Source organism: Kitasatospora sp. NPDC058218, from assembly GCF_042882445.1.
Taxonomy (GTDB): domain Bacteria; phylum Actinomycetota; class Actinomycetes; order Streptomycetales; family Streptomycetaceae; genus Kitasatospora.
The window spans coordinates 205,210-225,881 of record NZ_JBHVWC010000002.1 but is presented as its reverse complement, the minus strand read 5'-3'; the positions used below and the strand labels follow the sequence as shown (position 1 = coordinate 225,881).

Below are 20,672 nucleotides of genomic sequence, written 5' to 3'. Positions count from 1 at the left end.
ATCGCCACGAGCGTGCCTGCGATTCGATCCCCCGGGACCGGTCCGACCTGGGAATTCCTCGGACCGGGCGGGCCTGCGGCCGATACTAGGACGACCGGACTTCCGGGCCCATGTGCGGAACGTCACGCGCTGCACAGCATAACCATGCAGCCTGCTGTAGCAACGCACGAAAGCCCCGCCCCGCCGGCCCGGGCCGTCACACCGCGTCACGCGGCGGGCCCGGGCGCCCGGGTCAGCCGACCTGTCCGCCGATGAGCGCGCCCAGCAGGTACGTCACCGCGGCCGCCGCCCCGCCCAGCACCAGCTGCCGCAGCCCGCTGTACCACCAGGTGCGCGCCGTCACCCGGGCGACCACCGCGCCGCAGAGGAAGAGCCCGGCCATCGAGAGCAGCAGCGCCGGCAGCAGCGAGGTCGCGCCCAGCAGGTACGGCAGCAGCGGCAGCAGCGCGCCGACGGCGAAGCAGACGAACGAGGAGCCGGCCGCGACCCACGGCGAGGGCAGGTCGTTGGGGTCCACACCCAGCTCCTCCCGCGCATGGACCTCCAGCGTCCGGTCCGGATCCGCGGAGAGCTGGCGGGCCACCTCGTGCGCCAGCGCCGGATCGACCCCGCGCGAGGCGTACAGCTGGGCCAGCTCGGCCAGCTCGCCCTGCGGGTTGCGGCGCAGCTCCAGCCGCTCGACCTCGATCTCCGCCTGGACCAGCTCGCGCTGCGAGGCCACCGAGGCGTACTCCCCCGCCGCCATCGAGCAGGCGCCGGCCGCCAGACCGGCGAGGCCGGTGAGCACCACCGTGCTGTTGGAGACCGCGCCGCCGACCACACCCGTCATCAGCGCGACGTTGGAGACCAGCCCGTCCATCGCGCCGAACACCGCCGGCCGCAGCCAGCCGCCGTTCACATCGCGGTGGTGCCCGGCGGCGGGCACGCGGGGGTGGTGCCCGGCCTCGGGTTCAAGGGTGGTCACGCTCACGGTCTCGGGCCTCCGTCCGATCGTCCGACGAATCGAACGTATCCCTCCTGGCCTGCGGACTTCCAGCAAAGTAAGGCTGCCCGAACACGCCTCCGGCCGCCCTCCGGGACATTCGGAAGGGCGGCCGGCGGCTAGGGAAATCGCTGGTCAGGTGAGGTTCTTGGCGTCCTTGTCGGCACTCTCGGCGATGCTCTCGGCCGGCTCGGCGTCCACCTTTTTGTCCGAGGGGCGAGACGCGGCGGGGCTCCGGCCCGAGGAGTCCTTCGAGGAATCCTTCGCGGAGTCCGCAGTCCCGGCGGTGTCGGAGGGGCCGGTCGCGGTCGGGTCGATGCTCGCCGGGTCCTCCCGGCCGGGCCGCTTCTTGCCGACGATCACGAAGTAGGCGACGGCGGCGAGGAACACCGCGATCGCCACCCAGTCGTTGAGCCGCAGCCCCAGGAAGGTGTGCGCCTCGTCGATCCGCAGCCACTCGACCCAGAACCGGCCGACCGTGTACGCGGCCACGTACAGCGCGAAGGCCCGGCCGTGGCCGAGGGTGAACCGGCGGTCCGCCCAGATCACCAGCGCCGCGACGCCCACGCACCAGAGCGACTCGTAGAGGAAGGTCGGGTGGTAGATCCCCGTGACCACCTCGCCGTTCGGCAGCGTCTTGTCGATCTCCAGGCCCCACGGCAGCGTGGTCTCCCGGCCGTACAGCTCCTGGTTGAACCAGTTGCCCCAGCGGCCGAGCGCCTGGGCCAGCGCGATGCCCGGCGCGATCGCGTCGGCGTACGCGGGCAGCGGCACGCCCCGGCGGCGGGCGCCGATCCAGGCGCCGACCGCGCCGAACGCGATCGCGCCCCAGATCCCGAGGCCGCCCTCCCAGATCTTGAAGGCGTTCCAGGGGTTCTTCCCCTCGCCGAAGTAGAGCTGGTGGTCGGTGATCACGTGGTAGAGCCGGCCGCCGACCAGGCCGAACGGCACAGCCCAGACGGCGATGTCGCCGACCGTGTGCTTGCCACCACCCCGGGCGACCCAGCGCTTGCTGCCGAGCCAGACGGCGACGACGACACCGAGGATGATGCAGAAGGCGTAGGCGCGCAGCGGGATCGGTCCGAGATAGAGGACGCCCCGCGACGGGCTGGGAATGTAGGCGATATCCATGGCAGCTCCGACGCTACAGGGTCGGCGGCCCGCCCCGGACACCCCGCGGGTCACAGATCCCGAACAACAGGGGTCGGCCCGGCCACCGGCCGGTCGGGCACCGACTGCGCCGCCGCCCGCTCCGGACGGGGAGGGGCGGCGGCCGACCGGCCGGTACCCGTCTCAGCCGGCGTTCGGTGACGGGTTGTTGCTCTCCGAGGCGGTGCCGCTCGGCGCCGGGGACTGCCCGTGCGAACCCGGCGTCCCCAGCTTCTTGCCCTGGTTGGCGGCGTCCACCCACTTCACCAGGTTCTGCGGGGTGATCTCCTCGGTGCCGTTCTTGGGGTAGATCGGCTGGCCGTTGAGCAGCACCGTCGGCGTCGACTTGTAGCTGGACTTGTCGAAGTCCTGCTGCACCGCGGACACCCAGCCGCCGAAGGTGTTGTCGTTGACGCAGGCCTCGAAGGCGGGCGTGTCCAGACCGGGGACCTGCTTGGCCAGGTTGATCAGGGTGGCCTTGTCGCCGAAGGCGTCGTTGGTCTCGTCCGGCTGGTTGCGGTAGAGCACGTCGTGGTAGTCGCGGAAGTGGCCGGCCTCCTGGGCGCAGCCCAGCGCGTTGGCACCGTACTTGGAGCCCTTGCCGGGGACGGCCCGGTCGATGAACGAGACGACGTGGTAGTTGCTGTAGATCTTGCCCGCGTCTTCCAACTGGTCGATGGTCGAGGCGAATTCACGCTCGAAGGTGCCGCAGGCGGGGCAGCGCGGGTCCTCGTAGACGGTGAGGACGGACGGGGCGTCGGCCGCTCCGACCGGGACGACCAGGTTCTTGTCGCCGATCGTGCCGGCCGGCGCGGCGGTCGGGGTCTCCGGCTTGGAGCGCTCGTTCTGCACCACGACACCGATGACCGCGGCGGCGGCGATCACCGCCAGCGCCACCCCGCCGATCACCAGCTTCTTCCTGCGCCGGCCGCGGGCCTCGTCGGCCGCCCGCTCCGCCTGCATCCGCTCGCGGGCGGTGCGCTTGCCTTCTCGGTTCTTCTCGCTCATTGCCTTGACATCCACCATCGGGAAAAGGGGTGTGGGGGTGGCTGGTGGCGGCCGCTCAGGCCGCCAGCCAGCCGTCCACCGAGAACTTGGTGCGGGGGCGCCAGATCAGCCAGCCGGCCAGGACCAGGAACCCGGTGTCGCGCAGGATCTCCTGCAGGTACTCGGTCTGCGAGGAGTCCACCGCCCCGCCGCCGCCGAAGCAGCCGCAGTCGATCGAGATGCCGCGCGCCCAGGCCGAGGCGATCCCGGCGATGAAGGCGAGCAGCAGCAGCGCCGAGACGCCCGCGACCAGCCGGACGCCGAGACCGATCAGCAGCAGCAGCGCGAGCGCCAGCTCCAGGAAGGGCAGGGCGTAGCCGACCGGCTTGACCAGCGATTCGGGCAGGATCTCGTACGCGCGCACCGCCTGGGCCGCCTCGGCCGGGTCGGCGATCTTGGCCAGGCCGGCCCAGCCCCAGACCACGGCGAGGCCCAGCCGGGCGGCGGTGCCGATCCATTGCGTCCAGGCCGGCCACGGGCGCCGGGCCGCCGGCTCGGTCTCGCTGAGGTGCGCTGCCGGGCCGGCCATCGGGAAACCCCCCTCGGGAAACACGTTCACTTCCTGATGAACCGTAAGGGATGAAGGACGGTTCCTCCATATTCAGGAATTAAGCCGGATGGGTGACGTCTGATGGCGGTCTGCCCGAATACGTTCTAGTGCCCGTTCGGATCGCAGCCCGGCGGGCGCCCCGGGTCGTGGAGGTCCGGCCGGCCGCCGTGCCCCGCGCGCGTCGCCCGCGCCACCGCGTCCACCCGGGCCGCCTCGGCGCAGACGTACGCGTCCCGCTCGGCCCGCTCCGCGCCCCGCCTGGCCAGCGCCTGTCCGACCGCGGCGTCCGCCCCGACGGCCGCGGTCAGCGCCAGCACGGCAGCCGCCGCCCGCAGCAGGACGGCTCGCTGCAGACCCGGCACCGGCGGACCCCTTCCGTTCGCTCCACGCCCCGTACGCGTGGTGCGTGCACTCGTCCCTCCACTCAACGCCGGTCAACCCCACCTGATGCGTCGGAGCCCTACTGTTCACTCGTTCGGGTCCCCTCCCCCCGGGAACGCCGACGGCCCGCCGCCCCACCGGAGTGGGGCGACGGGCCGTCGGACGCGGGTGCCTAGCGGCGGCGGACCCCCTGGGCCAGCTCGCCGGCCAGGGTACGCACGGCCGCCAGCGCGGCGGGCTCGTCCCCGTCCGCGTCCAGGATCAGCTGGACGAAGGCCGAGCCGACGATCACGCCGTCGGCGAAGCCGGCCACCTCGGCGGCCTGGGCCGCGGTCGAGACGCCGAGGCCGACGCAGACCGGCAGGTCGGTGGTAGCCCTGGTCCGGGCGACCAGGTCCTCGGCGAGGTTGCCGACCTTGGCCCGGGTACCGGTCACGCCCATCACGGCGGCCGCGTAGACGAAGCCGGAGCCCGCCGCGGTGACCTCGGCGAGGCGCTTGTCCTTGCTGCTCGGAGCGACCACGAAGACGGTGTCGAGACCGTGCTCGCCCGCCGCCTTGCGCCACTCCTCGGACTCCTCGACCGGCAGGTCCGGCAGGATGCAGCCGGCGCCGCCGGCGGCGGCCAGGTCGGCGGCGAAGCGCGCGGTGCCGTAGCGCTCGACCGGGTTCCAGTAGGTCATGACCAGCACGGCCGCCCCGGGGTGCGCGGCGGCCACCTCCTGGACGGTGCGCAGCACGTCCTTGATCTTCACGCCGCCCCGCAGCGCGATGTCGTCGGCGGTCTGGATGGTCGGGCCGTCCAGGACCGGGTCGGAGTGCGGCAGTCCGACCTCGACGATGTCGCAGCCGCCCTCGATCAGCGCGTTGACGGCACGCACGCCGCCGTCCACGCTCGGGAAGCCGGCCGGCAGGTAGCCGATCAGCGCGGCGCGGTCCTCCGCCTTGGCCGCGGCCAGGACGTCACTGAGCTTCGAAGTCATGGTCACTTACCCCCGTTGCCGGCGCCGTCGCCCGCGTTGCCGGCAGCCGCGTCGTCGCCGGCCGCGTTGCCGCCGGCCTCGTCGTACAGGCCGAAGTACTCGGCCGCGGTGTGCATGTCCTTGTCGCCGCGGCCGGAGAGCGAGACCAGGATGGTGGCCTCGGGCCCGAGCTCGCGGCCCAGTTCCAGGGCGCCGGCCAGCGCGTGGGCGCTCTCGATGGCCGGGATGATGCCCTCGGTGCGGGAGAGCAGCCGCAGCGCCTGCATGGCGGCGTCGTCGGTGACCGGGCGGTACTCGGCCCGGCCGGTGTCCTTCAGCCAGGCGTGCTCCGGGCCGACGCCCGGGTAGTCCAGCCCGGCCGAGATGGAGTGCGACTCGATGGTCTGGCCGTCCTCGTCCTGCAGGACGTAGGTGCGCGAGCCGTGCAGCACGCCCGGGTCGCCCTTGGTCAGGGTGGCGGCGTGCCTCGGGGTCTCGGCGCCCTCGCCGGCCGCCTCGCAGCCGATCAGGCGCACCCCGGCGTCCGGGATGAACTCGTGGAAGATGCCCATCGCGTTGGAGCCGCCGCCCACGCAGGCGACGACGGCGTCCGGCAGCCGCCCGGTCCGGTCCAGGACCTGCTGGCGGGCCTCGATGCCGATGACCCGGTGGAAGTCGCGGACCATCATCGGGAACGGGTGCGGGCCGGCCACGGTGCCGAACAGGTAGTGGGTGGAGTCCACGTTGGCGACCCAGTCGCGGAACGCCTCGTTGATGGCGTCCTTCAGGGTGCGGCTGCCGGACTTGACGGCCACCACCTCGGCGCCGAGCATCCGCATCCGGGCCACGTTCAGCGCCTGGCGCCGGGTGTCGACCTCGCCCATGTAGATGGTGCAGTCGAAGCCGAACAGCGCGCAGGCGGTGGCGGTGGCCACGCCGTGCTGGCCGGCGCCGGTCTCGGCGATGATCCGGGTCTTGCCCATCCGCCGGGTCAGCAGGGCCTGGCCCAGCACGTTGTTGATCTTGTGCGAGCCGGTGTGGTTGAGGTCCTCGCGCTTGAGCAGGACGCGCGCGCCGCCCGCCTCGGCGGAGAAGCGGTGCACATCGGTCAGCGGGCTGGGGCGGCCGGTGTAGTCCTTGAGCAGCCCGTCCAGCTCGGCCGCGAAGGCCGGGTCGGACTTGGCCTTCTCGTACTCCTCGGCGACCTGCTCGACGGCGGCGACCAGCGCCTCCGGGATGAAGCGGCCCCCGTAGGCGCCGAAGTAGCCGCGGGCGTCCGGCACCTCGGCGCCGGGCAGGTAGTCCTTCTCGGACATGGTGGATTCCTTCGTGCAGATGACGGCAGTGACGTCGGAACGGCTCTCTCAGCCGTGCGTCCTGCGCCATCGACGGCCCTGCACCTGCCCGGGCTCGCAGCCGATGACATAGCGCACCCGCCTGCCCAGCACCCGGCGTGCGGGCGCGCGGCAGCCGCGCGGGCGGCAGCCGGGAGCGAGACGGGATGCGAGTTTCATGGCGGCGGGGTCAGTCCTTGTGCCGCAGGGCGGGGTGGGCACCGGCCGCGACCAGGTCGGCCACCGCGGCACGCGGGTCCCGGCCGGTCACCAGGGACTCGCCGACCAGCACCGCGTCGGCGCCGAGGTTGGCGTAGGAGATCACGTCCAGCGGGCCGCGCACCCCGGACTCGGCGATCTTGACGACACCGTCCGGGATCGCGTGGACGATGTTGCCGAAGGTGTTGCGGTCCACCTCAAGGGTCCTGAGGTTGCGGGCGTTGACGCCGATGATCTTCGCTCCGGCGTCCACCGCGCGGGCGATCTCCTCCTCGTCGTGCACCTCGACCAGCGGGGTGAGGCCGATCGACTCGGCGCGCTCGATCAGCGACACCAGGGCCGGCTGGTCGAGGGCGGCGACGATCAGCAGCGCGAGGTCGGCGCCGTGCGCGCGGGCCTCCCACAGCTGGTAGGCGGTGACGATGAAGTCCTTGCGCAGCAGCGGGGTGTCCACCGCGGCGCGGACGGCGTCCAGGTCGGCGAGCGAGCCGCCGAAGCGGCGCTGCTCGGTCAGCACGCTGATCGCCGCGGCACCGCCGGCCGCGTAGTCGGTCGCCAGGGCGGCCGGATCGGCGATCGCGGCCAGTGCGCCCTTGGACGGGCTGGAGCGCTTGACCTCGCAGATCACCCGCACACCGTCGCCCTTGAGGGCGGCCACGCCGTCCTTGGCGTCGGGGGCCTTGGCGGCGAGCTCCTTGAGCTGGTCCAGGGAGACCCGGGCCTGCCGCTCGGCGAGGTCCTCGCGGACCCCTTCGATGATCGTGTCGAGCACACTCACGCGAGCGCCCCCATCATTTCTGCTAGTTCTGCTAGCGAGGAGCCGGACGGCCAATGGGCCCGCCGGCCCTTCGATGGTATCGGCACCGGGGAGCGCGAGGCGCATCCACCCGGCGCGCGTCTCGCGGTGCGGACGCCCCCCGGTACGCCTCCCAACTGCGGCTTCACCGTGCCCACACCGCCCGGTGCATCAGATCAGGGGCGGCGCCAGGCCCGCGCCGACGGGTAGGTTGCGCACCACCGTGAACACCAGGAACAGCAGGCCGATCAGCACCCAGCGGCGGGCGCCGAGCGCGAGCCGGGGCGTCGGACCGCCGGTCACCGCGGCCCACACCCAGCGCGCCCAGAGCACCGCCAGCACCGCGAAGAGCAGCACCGCGGGCGCGTTGTCGTGCAGCGCGCCGCTGAGGTCGCCGTGGGTGAGCGCGTGGACGCAGCGCAGGCCGCCGCAGCCCGGGCACCACCAGCCGGTGGCCGTCAGGAACGGGCAGGCCGGGTAGTGGCCGGGGGCGTTGGGGTCCACCACCGCGAGGTACACGGTGGGGACGGTCACCGCGGCCAGGGCGGCCAGCGGCGGACCGAGCCGGCGCAGGACGGGCGGCCGGGCGGAAACGGTGGGAGCGGCGTTCACGCCCCCGATTGTGCCGGTCCGGCGCGCCCGGCGGGTGAAACGAAACGGCCGCGGCGGGCGGAGCGACACGGCCGGAGAGACGAAACGGCGGGCCTGCGCCCGCCGTTCGCTGGTGCGACGGAGCGCGTCAGGCGGCGACGACGGCGGCCGCGGCGCGGTCCTCGTGGGTCTCGACGTGCGGGCTGGGCTGCTTGCCCATGCCGGCCATCGACATCGCCTTGCCGACCACGCCACCGATCACGACGACCGCCAGGCCGGCCCAGACCACCGGCACCGACGGGAGGATCATCGCCACGCCCGCGATCGCGAAACCGACGAAGGAGATGGTCACGCCGGTCCAGGCGGCGGGGTTGTGGCCGTGTGCTGCTGCCGACATCTGCGGTGCTCCTTGGTTCTCCGGGGCCCGGCCGGGCCCCGGCGGGCCCCTGGCGGGTTGACGTGTTCCATTGTGCCGGGCCACACACCGCCGCCCCAAAGGGGGTGCTCGTCTATCCGGTCACACCGGCCGTCGGACCGCACCCGGCGCCGTCCGGCCGCACCGGCCGTCGGGCCGCACGGCCGCGCGACCGACCCGGATCAGACCGCGGTCGGGTCCTCGCCGCGGTCCAGCGCCTTCCAGAGGTCCGCCGGCGTCTCGGCGGCCTTCGCCGGCGCCGTCCGGGTGGGCGCGTCGTAGCGGCTGCCCATCGCCGGCCAGCTCGACCCGAACCGGACCACGAGCAGCCCGGCCAGGGCCAGCAGCAGCCCGCCGGCCAGGGCCACCCAGGGCCAGCCGCTGTGGCCGATCTCCGTGGCGGTGGTGCCGGAGAGCGCGAGCTTGCGGGCCGCCTCGCTGTCCAGCGCGGCGCTGTCGCCCGCCCCCGCGGCCGCGGTCGCGGCCGCCCCGAGGCCGGCCAGCAGGGTCAGCACGCCGACCGCGATCCGCCCGACGCCGCGCACCGCGAACACCGCCAGCGCCGCCGCCAGCGCCACCAGCGCCAGCCCGCCGGGCAGTTCGGAGATCCGGCTGCCGGTGACGGACACCTCCAGCGTCCCGGCGGCCGATCCGGCCACCCGGCCGTCGGCCCAGACCCGGCCGACGGCGGTCAGCACCAGCACCGCGCCCAGCAGGGTGGACAGCAGCATCAGGCCGAGCGTCCGCCGCCCGGCCTTGGCGGGGGCGGCGGGTACGGCTTCGGCACGGGGCTGGGTAGGAACGCTCACCCGTCCACTATCCCCCGGCCGCCGCCCGGCTCCGCACCCGGGGTCGGCGACTCGACCGGGAAGTCGTCGGTCCGCAGCACCAGGGTCCGCTCCGCCAGCGGCAGGAAGACGTCGTTGCCGAACGGCACCCGCTCCGCCTCCCGGTACGTCCCGGCCGGCTGCGGCGCGCTGTACACCGTGCAGACCGCCACCGCCGGGTCCACCAGCACGTAGAGCGGGATCCCGCACTCCGCGAAGAAGCGGTGCTTGCGGACGAAGTCGTCGTCCTGCTGGGAGCGCGGGACGGCCTCCAGCACCGCCTCCAGGTCGCGCCACCCGAACCGGCCCCGGGCACCGGGCCGCGCCCCCGGGGCGACCAGGGCCACGTCCGGCGCGTAGCCGTACCGCGCGGACGGGAAGTCCACGACGGCCTCCGCGAGCACCGTGCCGTGCCCGGCCGACTGCTCCCCGGCCTGCGCGGCGACAGCCCGCGCGATCGCCGCCGACGCGGCCGTGCGCGGTGTCATGGTGACCTTCCCGGCGGTGATCTCCACCCGGTGGCCGGGTGGGAACCGCACGCCCGCCAGGACGTCCCAGGCCGACCCGGTGGACTGCTGCTCGTCCGGCATCGTGGCCTCCCAGCCCCTAGAGCGTCGGCGTGCGCAGGGTGTTGGCGGTGGCCACGGCGCGCAGGACGGCGGCGGCCTTGTTGCGGCACTCGGTGTCCTCGCCGTGCGGGTCCGAGTCGGCGACCACACCCGCACCCGCCTGGACGTAGGCGGTGCCGTCGCGCAGCACGGCGGTCCGGATGGCGATCGCGGTGTCGGAGTCCCCGGCGAAGTCCAGGTACCCGACGCAGCCGCCGTACAGGCCCCGGCGGGTGGGTTCCAACTCCTCGATGATGCGCATCGCGCGCGGCTTCGGCGCGCCGGAGAGGGTCCCGGCCGGGAAGCAGGCGGTCAGCACGTCGAACGCGCTCCGGCCGGGCGCCACCTTGCCGGTGACCGTCGAGACGATGTGCATGACGTGGCTGTACCGCTCGATCTGCATGAAGTCGACCACCTCGACGCTGCCCGGCTCGCAGACCCGCCCGAGGTCGTTGCGGCCCAGGTCGACCAGCATCAGGTGCTCGGCCCGCTCCTTCGGGTCGGCGAGCAGCTCGGCGGCCAGCTCGGCGTCCTCGTGCGGGGTGGCACCGCGGTGCCGGGTGCCGGCGATCGGGTGCAGCATCGCCTCGCCCTCGGTGACCTTGACCAGGGCCTCGGGGCTGGAGCCGACCACGTCGAAGCCGCCCTCGGCGGCGCCGTCCGGGCCGGGGAAGCGGAACAGGTACATGTACGGGCTCGGGTTGGTGGTGCGCAGCACCCGGTAGACGTCCAGCGCGGAGGCCGGGCAGGGCGCCTCGAACCGCTGCGAGGGCACCACCTGAAAGGCCTCGCCGGCCCGGATCCGCTCCTTGATGTCCTCCACGGCCGCCCGGTACGGCTCCCCGCCGAACGGCGAGCGGACCTCGCCGGGACCGGCCGGGGTGAAGGTGGCGAGGCCCGGGTCGACCGGCTTGAGGAGGTCGGCCTCCATCGCGTCGAGGCGGGCCACCGCGTCCGCGTAGGCCTCGTCGACGCCGCTGGCGAGGTCGTTGTGGTTGACCGCGTTGGCGATCAGCAGCACCGTGCCGTCGGCGTGGTCGAGCACGGCGAGGTCGGTGGCGAGCAGCATGGTCAGCTCGGGCAGGCGCAGGTCGTCCGGGTTGAGGTCGGGCAGCTTCTCCAGCCGGCGGACGATGTCGTAGCCGAGGTAGCCGACCAGGCCGCCGGTCAGCGGGGGCAGGCCGTCGTCGGTGCGGCGCGGGGTGTGCAGCGCCTCCAGCGCGGCGCGCAGCACCTGGAGCGGGTCGCCGGTGGTGGGGATGCCGACCGGCGGCGCCCCGAGCCAGCGGGCGTTGCCGTCGGGGTCGGCGGTCAGGGTGGCGGCGCTGCGCACGCCCACGAACGAGTAGCGGGACCAGCTGCGGCCCTGTTCCGCGGACTCCAGCAGGAAGGTGCCGGGGCGCTCGCCGGCGAGGCTGCGGTAGAGGCCGATCGGGGTGAGACCGTCCGCGAGGAGCCTGCGGGTGACCGGGATGACCCGGGTGTCGACGGCGAGCTTGCGGAAGGCTTCGAGGTCCATGGCGAGCGGCACCTTCTGGTCGTGGTGAGCTGTGGAGGTCAGGCGAGCGGGAGCACGTCGGCGTCGAAGCAGGTGCGGTCGCCGGTGTGGCAGGCGGCGCCGCTCTGGTCGACCTTGACGAGCAGGGTGTCGCCGTCGCAGTCCAGCGCGACCGAGACGACCCGCTGGACGTGGCCCGAGGTGTCGCCCTTGACCCAGTACTCCCGGCGGCTGCGGCTCCAGTAGGTGCAGCGGCCGGTGGTGAGGGTGCGGTGCAGCGCCTCGTCGTCCATCCAGCCCAGCATCAGCACCTCGCCGGTGTCGTACTGCTGCGCGACGGCCGGGAGCAGGCCGTCGTCGGTGCGCTTGAGCCGCGCGGCGATCTCGGGGGCCAGGGCGGTGGAGCCGGGGGCGGCGGGTGTGGTGGACATGGGGCCATTGTGTCAGCCCGGCCCCGGCCGCCGGGCCGCCGTCCGGATCACGGCCCGGCCCCCACGGCGGCCACCTCCACCCCTCTCACCCCCGCTCGCACCCCTGCGGCCAGATCCGGTGGACGAACAGTCCGGCCCGCCGGGCCAGTTCGGCGACCCGGGCCGGCTCGCTGCCGGGCTCGCCGTCCCAGACCGCGATCACCTCGTCGACCATGCCGACCAGGGCGAGCCCGGTGTCGTCGCCGAGGCCGCCGTGCTCGACGGCGGCGAGCCGGTGGATGGCGTTGGCCTCGTTCATCAGCCGCAGCCGGGTGCCCCGGTGCCGGTCGTCGGCGCGGCCCACCAGCGGCGCCCCGGCGGGAACGATGACCTCCAGCTTTCCGCCGTGGTCCAGGACGGACCGGGCGAACCAGCTCTCCGGGCCCTCGTCGGCGCAGGTGACGCCGACCAGCTCGTAGGAGCCGAAGGTGGTGACCAGCTTCCAGAGGTCCCCGCGGACCAGCATCTCGGTGATGCCACCCGACAGGCCCCGGTGACCGGTGATTCCGACGCGCATCCGAAACTCCTGGGATCGTGTCGTGCCGGGGCGAGCCTAACCGACACCCGTACGCCGACCCCGCGCCCGGCCCGCCTCCGCCGCTCCACCCCTCCACCCCTCCACCCGACCCGGTCTGCTCGTACGAGTTGTGCCAACCGGCTGCCGTCCGACCCCGGCGTGGGCCATTCTCGTGGCCATGACCTCCGAGCAGCCGCCCGAAGCCGCCTCCCGTCCGTCGCGGGGCCTGGTCCTCGCCGTCTCGGCCGTGCTGGCCGTGCTGCTCGCGGTGGTGGCCACCGTGCTGCTCTGGCCCGAGAAGAAGCCCGCCGCGCTGCCGCCGCCGCCCGCTCCCACCACGAGCGCCCCGACACCCACACCCACCCCGACGCCCACGCCGTCCCCGACGCCGACCAAGGTGGTGCCGTACACCTTCTTCCCGGTGGGCTCCTGCTTCGACCACCCGCAGCTGAACAAGACGGTGACCAAGCCGGAGGGGCGCCCCTGCGAGGCCGAGCACGACGGCGAGGCGATCGCCGACCTGCTGCTCCCGGAGGGGCTGACAGGGGACAGCCAGATCAGCAAGGCGATGCGGGAGGGCTGCCAGGCGGCGCAGGCCGCCGCCGAGGCCCGTCAGGGCGGCGGCGGCCCGTACTACGGCTACCCGTTCGGGCCGTCGGTGACCTACTACCAGCAGGGCTGGCGGGACTTCACCTGCACCCTGACGGCGAGCAACCGCCCCGGCGGCGTCCGGCTCTCCGGGCACCTGCGCTGACGCCCCGGCCCCTAGGCTGTCCCGCATGTCGAACCACGCCCTCGCCGAGCGCCACCGGCTGGCCGAACTCCTCGCCGCCGCCGGGCCGGACGCACCCACCCTCTGCGCCGGATGGACCACCCGGGACCTCGCCGCCCACCTGGTGCTGCGCGAGCACCGCCCGGACGCCGCGGCCGGCATCCGGGTCGGCGCCCTGGCCGGCTGGACCCAGCGGGTGCAGAACGGCTACGCCGAGCGCCCGTACGAGGAGCTGCTGCGGTCGTTCCGCTCCGGGCCGCCGCTGCTCTCGCCGTTCGCCCTGCCCGGGGCCGACGAGGCGGCGAACACGGTGGAGTACTTCGTGCACGCCGAGGACGTCCTCCGGGCGGGCGAATCGTGGCGGGCGCAGCCGGTGCCGCCCGGGCGGGCCGAGGCGCTCTGGCGCCGTCTGCCGCTGATCGCCCGGTTGGAGGCGGGCCGGCGCTCCCCCGCCCCGCTGGAGCTGCGCCGCCCGGACGGGCAGAGCCTGACGGTCGGCCCCGCCGGGGCGCCGACGGTGCGGATCACCGGCGAGCCGGGCGAGCTGCTGCTGTTCGTCCACGGGCGGGGTGCCCGCACCGAGTTGTCGGTGGACGGCCCGCCGGACGCCGTCGCCGCCTTGCACCACGTGCTCCCGCTGCCGCCGGCCCGCTCGTAGGAACGGCGGCCGGAACGGCCGCCGGAGCGGGCCCGCGGCCGCCCCGGCTGCGGATGTCGGTGGTGGGGTGCAGACTCGCAACGGGCCGGGAAGAGGCGCGGACGCGCCTTCGGAAAGCCGCCCGGCCGTCTTTCCCGTCGAAGGAGCACCACCCCATGCTCACCACCGACTTTCCCACCGGTTCGCCCTGCTGGATCGACCTCGGCAGCCCGGATCCGGCGGCCGCCGCCACCTTCTACGGCGCGGTGTTCGGCTGGACGTTCCAGGAGCTCGGCCCGGAGGCGGGTGGCTACGGCTTCCTGCAGGCCGACGGCAAGACCGTGGGCGCGATCGGGCCGCTCACCGAGGAGGGCGCGAAGTCCGCCTGGACGACGTACTTCAAGACCCCGGACGCGGACGCCACCGCCCGGGCCGTCGAGCAGGCCGGCGGCACCGTCCGGGCCGCGCCTTTCGACGTGATGGACGCCGGGCGGATGGCCCAGCTCACCGACCCGCAGGGCGCGCAGTTCGCCATCTGGCAGGCCGGTACGACCACCGGCCTGGACGCGGTGTCCACCGACAACGCGCTGGTCTGGTCCGAGCTGCACACCACCGACCAGGAGGCCGGCTTCGGCTTCTACCGGGCGGTGTTCGGCTGGCGCTCGGAGAAGTTCCCGGCCCCGGGGATGACCTACCTGGTGCTCTCCACCGCCGACGGCGACCAGCAGGCCACCAGCTTCGGCGGCGTCGCGCCGGTCATGGGCGAGGGCCAACCGCCGTCCTGGACGCCGTACTTCGCCACCGAGCAGGTGGACGAGCTGGTCGGGCGCGCCCAGGCGGCCGGCGGCACGGTGCTGATGCCCGCCGAGGACGTCCCGGAGGTCGGCCGGATCGCCTGGCTGGCGGATCCGTTCGGCGCGCCGTTCGCGCTGATCAAGGGTGAGCCGCGGCAGGAGTCCTGAGCGCGGCCGCCCGTGCCGTCCACACCTGGGGGCGTGGACGGCACGGGCGGGGGCTCGGCTGGCAGGCGATCAGCGGACGAGGTGCCCGGCCTCCCGCAGCGCGTCCTTGACCTCGCCGATCCGCAGGTCCCCGAAGTGGAAGACGCTGGCGGCCAGCACGGCGTCGGCGCCGGCCTCCACGGCGGGGGCGAAGTCGGCGAGCTTGCCGGCGCCGCCGGAGGCGATGACCGGGACGGCGACGCTCTTGCGGACGGCCCGGATCAGCTCCAGGTCGTAGCCGTCCTTGGTGCCGTCCGCGTCCATCGAGTTGAGCAGGATCTCGCCCGCGCCCAGCTCCGCCGCGCGGCCCGCCCACTCGACGGCGTCCAGGCCGGTGCCGCGGCGCCCGCCGTGGGTGGTGACCTCGAAGCCCGAAGCGGTCTCGGTGCCCTCCGGGCAGCGCCGGGCGTCCACCGAGAGCACCAGGACCTGGCGGCCGAAGCGCTGCGCGATCTCCCGGATCAGCTCCGGGCGGGCGATCGCCGCGGTGTTGACGCCCACCTTGTCGGCGCCGGCCCGCAGCAGCTTGTCGACGTCGTCGACGGCCCGGATGCCGCCGCCGACGGTGAGCGGGATGAAGACCTGCTCGGCGGTGCGGCGGACCACGTCGTAGGTGGTCTCGCGGTCGCCGGAGGAGGCGGTGATGTCGAGGAAGGTCAGTTCGTCGGCACCCTCGGCGTCGTAGAGCTTGGCCATCTCGACCGGGTCGCCGGCGTCGCGCAGGTTCTGGAAGTTGACGCCCTTCACCACCCGGCCGGCGTCGACGTCCAGGCAGGGGATGACACGTACGGCGAGGGTCACGGCTGTTTGCCTTCCAGAGTGCGTGCGAGCCCGGCGCGGTAGGCGTCGAGTTCGACCTCGACCATCATCCGGGAGTCGATCAGGCCGTCGACCACCACCATGGTGGCCGCCGGACGGACGGCGTCGAAGAGGGTGCGGTGGGCGCGGCCCACCTCGTCGGCGTCGCGGGCGTGGGTGATGTACATCCGGGTACGGACCACGTCGTCCGTCGTCAGACCGTACGCGGCCAGGGCCTCGAGGCCGACGCCGAACGCGGCGAGGGTCTGCAGGTACGGGTCGCCCTCGTGCTCGATCTTCCCGTCCACCCAGGCGGTGGAGCCGGCCACGTGCACGTGGTCTCCCGCCGCGACCGCCCGTGAGTAGCCGAAATCGTCCTCCCAGGGGGAGAATCCGGCCACCCGACCGCGTACGATCTGACGTTCCGTCATCCTGAAACCGCCTCCAGGGCCTCTTCGAGGGTGAACTTCTGCTCGTAGAGTGCCTTGCCCACGATGGCCCCCTCGACACCCTCGCCGACGAGAGTCGCGATGGCGCGCAGGTCGTCCAGCGAGGAGACGCCGCCGGAGGCGACCACCGGCTTGTCGGTGGCGGCGCAGACGTCGCGCAGCAGCTGCAGGTTGGGACCGGTCAGGGTGCCGTCCCGGTTGACGTCGGTGACGACGTAGCGGGCGCAGCCCTCGGCGTCGAGGCGGGCCAGCACGTCGAAGAGCTGGCCGCCGTCGCGGGTCCAGCCGCGGCCGCGCAGGGTGGTGCCCACCACGTCCAGGCCGACGGCGATCTTGTCACCGTGCTCGGCGATGACCTTGGCGACCCACTCGGGGCTCTCCAGGGCCGCGGTGCCGAGGTTGACCCGGGTGCAGCCGGTGGCGAGGGCCGCGGCCAGCGACTCGTCGTCGCGGATGCCGCCGGACAGCTCGACCTTGATGTCCAGCGCGGCGGTGACCTCGCGGAGCAGGTCGCGGTTGCTGCCGGTGCCGAACGCGGCGTCCAGGTCGACCAGGTGGAGCCACTCGGCGCCGGCGTTCTGCCAGGCGAGGGCGGCGGCGAGCGGCTCGCCGAAGGAGGTCTCGGTGCCGGAGGCGCCCTTGACCAGGCGGACGGCCTGGCCGTCCCGGACGTCGACGGCGGGCAGCAGTTCGAGGCGGCTCATGATGGTGACAACTCTCAGATCGTCAGAGGGTGTTGACCCAGTTGGTCAGCAGGGCGGCGCCGGCGTCGCCGGACTTCTCGGGGTGGAACTGGGTGGCCCAGAGCGGGCCGTTCTCGACGGCCGCGACGAACGGCTGCCCGTGCGTGGCCCAGGTGACCAGCGGGGCGTTGATCCGCGCGCTGTGCGCCTCCAGCTCCCAGTGGCGCACCCCGTAGGAGTGCACGAAGTAGAAGCGGGTGTCGGCGTCGAGGCCGGCGAACATCCGGCTCTGCGCGGGGGCGTCCACGGTGTTCCAGCCCATGTGCGGGACGACCGGCGCGTCCAGCGGTTCGACGCTGCCCGGCCACTCGTCGCAGCCGGGCGTCTCCACGCCGTGCTCGACGCCCTTCTCGAAGAGGATCTGCATGCCGACGCAGATGCCCATGACCGGGCGGCCGCCGGCGAGCCGGCGGCCGATGATCCAGTCCCCGCGGACGGCCTTCAGCCCGCGCATGCAGGCCTCGAAGGCCCCGACGCCGGGGACGAGCAGGCCGTCCGCGTCCATCGCGGTCTGGAAGTCCGACGTGACGGTGACGGTCGCGCCGGTGCGCTCGACGGCGCGCTGGGCCGAGCGGAGGTTGCCCGACCCGTAGTCGAGTACGACGACGTTCTTGCCCATGTTCAGGTGTCCAAGTCTCTCGGCTGTTCCGTGGCGGCTCTGTACGGCGCTGTCTGCACGGCGGCGCTAGAGGCGCATGAGGCCGGAGGCCAGGCAGAGCACCGAGCCTATGGCGAGCACGGCGATGACGCCCTTCGGGATCTTCTGCTTCCAGAACGAGATCACACCGCCGGCCAGGAAGAGCCCGACGAAGAGGAGGACGGTCGTGGACTTGCTCACAGCGCACCCTTGGTCGAGGGGAGGATGCCGGCCGCGCGCGGGTCGCGCTCGGAGGCGTAGCGCAGGGCCCGGGCCAGCGCCTTGAACTGGCACTCCACGATGTGGTGCGCGTTGCGTCCGTACGGCACGTGGACGTGCAGGGCGACCTGCGCCTGGGCCACGAAGGACTCCAGGATGTGCCGGGTCATGGTGGTGTCGTAGCTGCCGATCATCGGCGCCATGTTCTCCGGCTCGGTGTGCACCAGGTAGGGGCGGCCGGAGAGGTCGACGGTGACCTGGGCGAGCGATTCGTCCAGCGGCACCGTGCAGTTGCCGAAGCGGTAGATGCCGACCTTGTCGCCGAGCGCCTGCTTGAAGGCGGCGCCCAGGGCGAGGGCGGTGTCCTCGATGGTGTGGTGGGTGTCGATGTGCAGGTCGCCGTCGGTCTTCACGGTGAGGTCGAAGAGGCCGTGGCGGCCGAGCTGGTCGAGCATGTGGTCGTAGAACCCGACGCCCGTGGAGATGTCGGTCCGGCCGGTGCCGTCGAGATCGATCTCGACCAGGACCGAGGTCTCCTTGGTGGTGCGTTCAACGCGTCCGATACGGGACATACGGGGTTACAGCTCCTTGATCACTGAGGCGACGGCGTCCAGGAAGGCGTCGTTCTCGGCAGGGGTGCCGGCGGTGACGCGCAGCCATCCGGGGACGCCGTTGTCGCGGACCAGGACGCCCTGGTCGAGGATGGCCTGCCAGACGGCGTGGGTGTCCGCGAAGCGGCCGAACTGGACGAAGTTGGCGTCCGAGTCGGTCACCTCCAGGCCCAGCCCGCGCAGCGCGTCGACCAGCCGGTCGCGCTCGGCCTTGAGCCGGCCGACGTACCCGAGCAGGGTGTCGGTGTGCTCCAGGCAGGCCAGCGCGGTGGCCTGGGTGACGGCCGACAGGTGGTAGGGCAGCCGGACCAGCTGGACGGCGTCCACCACGGCGGGGTCGGCCGTCAGGTAGCCCAGGCGCAGCCCGGCCGCGCCGAAGGCCTTCGACATGGTGCGGGTGACCACCAGGTTGGGCCGGCCGGCCAGCAGCGACAGCAGCGAGGCGCGGTGCGAGAACTCGACGTACGCCTCGTCCACGATCACCACGCTGGGCCCGGCGGCCTGCGCGGCCTCGTACAGCCGCAGCACGACGTCGGCGGCGACGGCGGTGCCGGTCGGGTTGTTCGGCGAGCAGACGAACACGACGTTCGGCCGGTGCTCGGCGATGGTCTCGACGGCGGCGTCCACGTCGACGGTGAAGTCCTCGTTGCGCGGCCCGGAGATCCAGAGGGTGCCGGTGCCCCGGGAGATCAGGGCGTGCATCGAGTAGGAGGGCTCGAAGCCGAGCGCGGTGCGGCCGGGGCCGCCGAAGGTCTGGAGCAGCTGCTGCAGGATCTCGTTGGAGCCGTTGGCGGCCCAGACCTGCTCGCGGGTGCGCTCGACGCCGGTGGTCCGGGTCAGGTACGCGGCCAGGCCCTCGCGCAGCTCGACCGCGTCCCGGTCGGGGTAGCGGTTGAGGCTGCGGGCGGCCTCGGCGACGCGCTCGGCGATCCGGGCCACCAGCTCGGCGGGCAGCGGGTACGGGTTCTCGTTGGTGTTCAGCTGGACGGGGACGTCCAACTGCGGTGCACCGTAGGGGGACTGGCCGCGCAGCTCGTCGCGGATGGGGAGATCGTCGATCTTCACGTGCCGGGAACCGTCCAGTCGCTGTGCCAGTTTTGTTCGTCTCCGACGCTGCGCCAGACCTGTTCGTCTCCGACGCTGCGCCAGACCTGTTCGTCTCCGACGAAACGTGCCTTGATGGCGTCCCCGTGACCGGGGAGGTCCTCGGCGTCGGCGAGGTTGACGACGTGCGCGGCGATGCCGGCCAGCGCCTCCCGGTCGTACTCGACCACCTGGACGCCGCGCAGGAAGGTCTGCACGGACAGCCCGGCCGAGTGGCAGGCGCAGCCGCCGGTCGGCAGCACGTGGTTGGAGCCGGCCGCGTAGTCGCCGAGCGAGACCGGGGTCCAGCGGCCGATGAAGATCGCGCCCGCGTTGCGGACCCGGGAGGCGACCGCGTGGGCGTCCCGGGTCTGGATCTCCAGGTGCTCGGCCGCGTAGGCGTTCACCACCGCCAGTCCCTGCGTCAGGTCGTCGACCAGGATGATGCCGGACTGCCGGCCGCCCAGCGCCTCGGCCACCCGCTCGCCGTGCTTCGTCCGGGCGACCTGCGTCTTCAGCTCGGCCTCGACGGCCTCGGCCAGCTCGGGCGAGTCGGTGACCAGCACCGAGCCCGAGGTCGGGCCGTGCTCGGCCTGGCTGATCAGGTCGGCGGCGACGTCCACCGGGTCGGCGCTGTCGTCGGCGAGGACGGCGATCTCGGTCGGACCGGCCTCGGAGTCGATGCCGATCCGGCCGGCGAAGTAGCGCTTGGCCGCGGCCACGTAGATGTTGCCGGGGCCGGTGACCATGTTCACCGGCTCGCACTCCTCGGTGCCGAGCGCGAACATGGCGACCGCCTGGGCGCCGCCGACGGCGTACACCTCGGTGACGCCGAGCAGCGCGCAGGCCGCCAGGATCGTCGGGTGCACCCGGCCGCCGAAGGCCTTCTGCGGCGGCGAGGTCACCGCGATGCCGGTCACCCCGGCCTCCTGCGCGGGCACCACGTTCATCACGACGGAGGACGGGTAGACGGCGAGGCCGCCCGGCACGTACAGGCCGACCCGGTCCACCGGCACCCAGCGCTGGGTGACCGTACCGCCCGGCACCACCTGGGTGGTGTGCCCGGTACGGCGCTGGTCGGCGTGGACGAGGCGGGCGCGGCGGATCGACTCCTCCAGTGCGGCGCGGACCTTCGGGTCCAGCGTCGCGAGGGCCTCGGTGAGCTGCTCGGCGGGCACCCGGGTGGTCTCCAGGCGCACGCCGTCGAAACGCTCCGTGATGTCGATCACCGCCGCGACCCCGCGATGGTGCACGTCCTCGGCGATCGGGCGCACCGTCTCCAGGGCGGCCGCGACGTCGAAGTCGGCACGGGGCAGCAGGTCACGCGGGTCGTCGAGCGAGCCGCGCAGGTCGATTCGAGAGATCACGCCACCCAGT

27 protein-coding genes are annotated in these 20,672 nt (G+C 73.5%); 3 read left to right on the top strand and 24 right to left on the bottom strand.

Features of this window, described 5'->3' with window-relative positions; all coding sequences use genetic code 11:
* Positions 1-232: 232 nt before the first annotated feature.
* The 16 genes from ACFVYI_RS02030 to ACFVYI_RS01955 all read right to left on the bottom strand — a co-directional run bounded on the left by ACFVYI_RS02030 (position 233) and on the right by ACFVYI_RS01955 (position 12,345).
* Positions 233-964 carry a VIT1/CCC1 transporter family protein gene (locus ACFVYI_RS02030; RefSeq protein ID WP_387880453.1) on the bottom strand — a complete coding sequence of 244 codons (732 nt, stop codon included), beginning with the start codon at positions 962-964 and terminating at the stop codon, positions 233-235.
* Between the two features lie 153 nt (positions 965-1,117).
* Positions 1,118-2,113, bottom strand: a complete 996-nt coding sequence (gene lgt, locus ACFVYI_RS02025) for a prolipoprotein diacylglyceryl transferase (RefSeq protein WP_387880450.1) — start codon at positions 2,111-2,113, stop codon at positions 1,118-1,120.
* A 162-nt stretch (positions 2,114-2,275) separates the two neighbouring features.
* Positions 2,276-3,139 (bottom strand): thioredoxin domain-containing protein, encoded by an 864-nt coding sequence (locus tag ACFVYI_RS02020; RefSeq protein ID WP_387880448.1) that lies wholly within the window; start codon positions 3,137-3,139, stop codon positions 2,276-2,278.
* Between the two features lie 55 nt (positions 3,140-3,194).
* Positions 3,195-3,707 carry a MauE/DoxX family redox-associated membrane protein gene (locus ACFVYI_RS02015; RefSeq protein WP_387880445.1) on the bottom strand — a complete coding sequence of 171 codons (513 nt, stop codon included), beginning with the start codon at positions 3,705-3,707 and terminating at the stop codon, positions 3,195-3,197.
* Positions 3,708-3,832: 125 nt separating this feature from the next.
* Positions 3,833-4,090 (bottom strand): hypothetical protein, encoded by a 258-nt coding sequence (locus ACFVYI_RS02010; RefSeq protein ID WP_387880443.1) that lies wholly within the window; start codon positions 4,088-4,090, stop codon positions 3,833-3,835.
* 191 nt (positions 4,091-4,281) lie between these two features.
* Entirely contained in the window at positions 4,282-5,091 is an 810-nt protein-coding gene (gene trpA / locus ACFVYI_RS02005) for a tryptophan synthase subunit alpha (RefSeq protein ID WP_387880441.1), read from the bottom strand.
* Positions 5,092-5,093: 2 nt separating this feature from the next.
* On the bottom strand, positions 5,094-6,386 hold the full coding sequence (gene trpB, locus ACFVYI_RS02000) for a tryptophan synthase subunit beta (RefSeq protein WP_387880439.1): 1,293 nt from the start codon (positions 6,384-6,386) through the stop codon (positions 5,094-5,096).
* Between the two features lie 48 nt (positions 6,387-6,434).
* The gene (gene trpM, locus ACFVYI_RS01995; RefSeq protein ID WP_387880437.1) at positions 6,435-6,584 is read right to left on the bottom strand and encodes a tryptophan biosynthesis modulator TrpM; all 150 of its coding nucleotides are present in this window, start codon (positions 6,582-6,584) and stop codon (positions 6,435-6,437) included.
* Between the two features lie 10 nt (positions 6,585-6,594).
* On the bottom strand, positions 6,595-7,401 hold the full coding sequence (gene trpC, locus ACFVYI_RS01990; protein ID WP_360633253.1) for an indole-3-glycerol phosphate synthase TrpC: 807 nt from the start codon (positions 7,399-7,401) through the stop codon (positions 6,595-6,597).
* Positions 7,402-7,590: 189 nt separating this feature from the next.
* Positions 7,591-8,031: a DUF2752 domain-containing protein gene (locus tag ACFVYI_RS01985; protein ID WP_387880433.1), complete on the bottom strand. Its 441-nt coding sequence runs from the start codon at positions 8,029-8,031 to the stop codon at positions 7,591-7,593.
* A gap of 127 nt (positions 8,032-8,158) precedes the next feature.
* On the bottom strand, positions 8,159-8,407 hold the full coding sequence (locus tag ACFVYI_RS01980) for an HGxxPAAW family protein (protein WP_387880431.1): 249 nt from the start codon (positions 8,405-8,407) through the stop codon (positions 8,159-8,161).
* 200 nt (positions 8,408-8,607) lie between these two features.
* On the bottom strand, positions 8,608-9,234 hold the full coding sequence (locus ACFVYI_RS01975) for a TIGR02234 family membrane protein (protein WP_387880429.1): 627 nt from the start codon (positions 9,232-9,234) through the stop codon (positions 8,608-8,610).
* Positions 9,231-9,842 carry a Uma2 family endonuclease gene (locus tag ACFVYI_RS01970; RefSeq protein ID WP_387880426.1) on the bottom strand — a complete coding sequence of 204 codons (612 nt, stop codon included), beginning with the start codon at positions 9,840-9,842 and terminating at the stop codon, positions 9,231-9,233. Before ACFVYI_RS01970 ends, ACFVYI_RS01975 begins: the two co-directional genes overlap by 4 nt.
* A gap of 16 nt (positions 9,843-9,858) precedes the next feature.
* Complete coding sequence (locus tag ACFVYI_RS01965) at positions 9,859-11,379, bottom strand: anthranilate synthase component I (RefSeq protein WP_387880423.1); 1,521 nt, start codon at positions 11,377-11,379, stop codon at positions 9,859-9,861.
* A gap of 38 nt (positions 11,380-11,417) precedes the next feature.
* A complete protein-coding gene (gene hisI / locus ACFVYI_RS01960; RefSeq protein ID WP_329487216.1) occupies positions 11,418-11,789 on the bottom strand; it encodes a phosphoribosyl-AMP cyclohydrolase in 372 nt (123 codons plus the stop codon).
* An 85-nt stretch (positions 11,790-11,874) separates the two neighbouring features.
* Entirely contained in the window at positions 11,875-12,345 is a 471-nt protein-coding gene (locus tag ACFVYI_RS01955; protein ID WP_387880420.1) for a hypothetical protein, read from the bottom strand.
* A 178-nt stretch (positions 12,346-12,523) separates the two neighbouring features.
* Between ACFVYI_RS01955 and ACFVYI_RS01950 the strand changes: the two genes are divergently transcribed.
* The 3 genes from ACFVYI_RS01950 (at position 12,524) to ACFVYI_RS01940 (ending at position 14,716) form a co-directional block, all read left to right on the top strand.
* On the top strand, positions 12,524-13,099 hold the full coding sequence (locus ACFVYI_RS01950) for a hypothetical protein (protein WP_387880417.1): 576 nt from the start codon (positions 12,524-12,526) through the stop codon (positions 13,097-13,099).
* Positions 13,100-13,124: 25 nt separating this feature from the next.
* Positions 13,125-13,775: a TIGR03085 family metal-binding protein gene (locus ACFVYI_RS01945; RefSeq protein WP_387880415.1), complete on the top strand. Its 651-nt coding sequence runs from the start codon at positions 13,125-13,127 to the stop codon at positions 13,773-13,775.
* 155 nt (positions 13,776-13,930) lie between these two features.
* Positions 13,931-14,716, top strand: a complete 786-nt coding sequence (locus ACFVYI_RS01940) for a VOC family protein (RefSeq protein WP_387880412.1) — start codon at positions 13,931-13,933, stop codon at positions 14,714-14,716.
* 69 nt (positions 14,717-14,785) lie between these two features.
* Here the strand turns inward: ACFVYI_RS01940 and hisF are convergent, their stop codons facing one another.
* The 8 genes from hisF to hisD all read right to left on the bottom strand — a co-directional run bounded on the left by hisF (position 14,786) and on the right by hisD (position 20,662).
* A complete protein-coding gene (gene hisF, locus ACFVYI_RS01935) occupies positions 14,786-15,556 on the bottom strand; it encodes an imidazole glycerol phosphate synthase subunit HisF (protein ID WP_387880409.1) in 771 nt (256 codons plus the stop codon).
* Positions 15,553-15,984 (bottom strand): RidA family protein, encoded by a 432-nt coding sequence (locus tag ACFVYI_RS01930; protein ID WP_387880406.1) that lies wholly within the window; start codon positions 15,982-15,984, stop codon positions 15,553-15,555. Before ACFVYI_RS01930 ends, hisF begins: the two co-directional genes overlap by 4 nt.
* Positions 15,981-16,706: a bifunctional 1-(5-phosphoribosyl)-5-((5-phosphoribosylamino)methylideneamino)imidazole-4-carboxamide isomerase/phosphoribosylanthranilate isomerase PriA gene (gene priA / locus ACFVYI_RS01925; RefSeq protein WP_360633292.1), complete on the bottom strand. Its 726-nt coding sequence runs from the start codon at positions 16,704-16,706 to the stop codon at positions 15,981-15,983. Before priA ends, ACFVYI_RS01930 begins: the two co-directional genes overlap by 4 nt.
* 22 nt (positions 16,707-16,728) lie before the next feature.
* Positions 16,729-17,364, bottom strand: a complete 636-nt coding sequence (gene hisH / locus ACFVYI_RS01920; protein ID WP_387880403.1) for an imidazole glycerol phosphate synthase subunit HisH — start codon at positions 17,362-17,364, stop codon at positions 16,729-16,731.
* Between the two features lie 66 nt (positions 17,365-17,430).
* Positions 17,431-17,583, bottom strand: coding sequence for a hypothetical protein (locus ACFVYI_RS01915; RefSeq protein WP_387880400.1), 153 nt, complete (start codon positions 17,581-17,583; stop codon positions 17,431-17,433).
* Positions 17,580-18,173 (bottom strand): imidazoleglycerol-phosphate dehydratase HisB, encoded by a 594-nt coding sequence (hisB, locus tag ACFVYI_RS01910; RefSeq protein ID WP_387880398.1) that lies wholly within the window; start codon positions 18,171-18,173, stop codon positions 17,580-17,582. Before hisB ends, ACFVYI_RS01915 begins: the two co-directional genes overlap by 4 nt.
* Before the next feature lie 6 nt (positions 18,174-18,179).
* Complete coding sequence (locus ACFVYI_RS01905; protein WP_387880395.1) at positions 18,180-19,277, bottom strand: histidinol-phosphate transaminase; 1,098 nt, start codon at positions 19,275-19,277, stop codon at positions 18,180-18,182.
* Positions 19,274-20,662, bottom strand: coding sequence for a histidinol dehydrogenase (hisD, locus tag ACFVYI_RS01900; RefSeq protein ID WP_387880394.1), 1,389 nt, complete (start codon positions 20,660-20,662; stop codon positions 19,274-19,276). The genes ACFVYI_RS01905 and hisD overlap by 4 nt, the downstream gene beginning before the upstream one ends.
* Positions 20,663-20,672 lie beyond the last annotated feature (10 nt).

Coding starts and splice junctions, on each gene's coding strand:
- lgt (WP_387880450.1), bottom strand. CDS start 2,113: ATGGATATCGCCTACATTCCCAGCCCGTCGCGGGGCGTCCTCTATCTC.
- ACFVYI_RS02020 (WP_387880448.1), bottom strand. CDS start 3,139: ATGAGCGAGAAGAACCGAGAAGGCAAGCGCACCGCCCGCGAGCGGATG.
- ACFVYI_RS02015 (WP_387880445.1), bottom strand. CDS start 3,707: ATGGCCGGCCCGGCAGCGCACCTCAGCGAGACCGAGCCGGCGGCCCGG.
- trpA (WP_387880441.1), bottom strand. CDS start 5,091: ATGACTTCGAAGCTCAGTGACGTCCTGGCCGCGGCCAAGGCGGAGGAC.
- trpB (WP_387880439.1), bottom strand. CDS start 6,386: ATGTCCGAGAAGGACTACCTGCCCGGCGCCGAGGTGCCGGACGCCCGC.
- trpM (WP_387880437.1), bottom strand. CDS start 6,584: ATGAAACTCGCATCCCGTCTCGCTCCCGGCTGCCGCCCGCGCGGCTGC.
- ACFVYI_RS01980 (WP_387880431.1), bottom strand. CDS start 8,407: ATGTCGGCAGCAGCACACGGCCACAACCCCGCCGCCTGGACCGGCGTG.
- ACFVYI_RS01970 (WP_387880426.1), bottom strand. CDS start 9,842: ATGCCGGACGAGCAGCAGTCCACCGGGTCGGCCTGGGACGTCCTGGCG.
- ACFVYI_RS01965 (WP_387880423.1), bottom strand. CDS start 11,379: ATGGACCTCGAAGCCTTCCGCAAGCTCGCCGTCGACACCCGGGTCATC.
- hisI (WP_329487216.1), bottom strand. CDS start 11,789: ATGTCCACCACACCCGCCGCCCCCGGCTCCACCGCCCTGGCCCCCGAG.
- ACFVYI_RS01955 (WP_387880420.1), bottom strand. CDS start 12,345: ATGCGCGTCGGAATCACCGGTCACCGGGGCCTGTCGGGTGGCATCACC.
- ACFVYI_RS01950 (WP_387880417.1), top strand. CDS start 12,524: ATGACCTCCGAGCAGCCGCCCGAAGCCGCCTCCCGTCCGTCGCGGGGC.
- ACFVYI_RS01945 (WP_387880415.1), top strand. CDS start 13,125: ATGTCGAACCACGCCCTCGCCGAGCGCCACCGGCTGGCCGAACTCCTC.
- ACFVYI_RS01940 (WP_387880412.1), top strand. CDS start 13,931: ATGCTCACCACCGACTTTCCCACCGGTTCGCCCTGCTGGATCGACCTC.
- ACFVYI_RS01930 (WP_387880406.1), bottom strand. CDS start 15,984: ATGACGGAACGTCAGATCGTACGCGGTCGGGTGGCCGGATTCTCCCCC.
- priA (WP_360633292.1), bottom strand. CDS start 16,706: ATGAGCCGCCTCGAACTGCTGCCCGCCGTCGACGTCCGGGACGGCCAG.
- hisH (WP_387880403.1), bottom strand. CDS start 17,364: ATGGGCAAGAACGTCGTCGTACTCGACTACGGGTCGGGCAACCTCCGC.
- hisB (WP_387880398.1), bottom strand. CDS start 18,173: ATGTCCCGTATCGGACGCGTTGAACGCACCACCAAGGAGACCTCGGTC.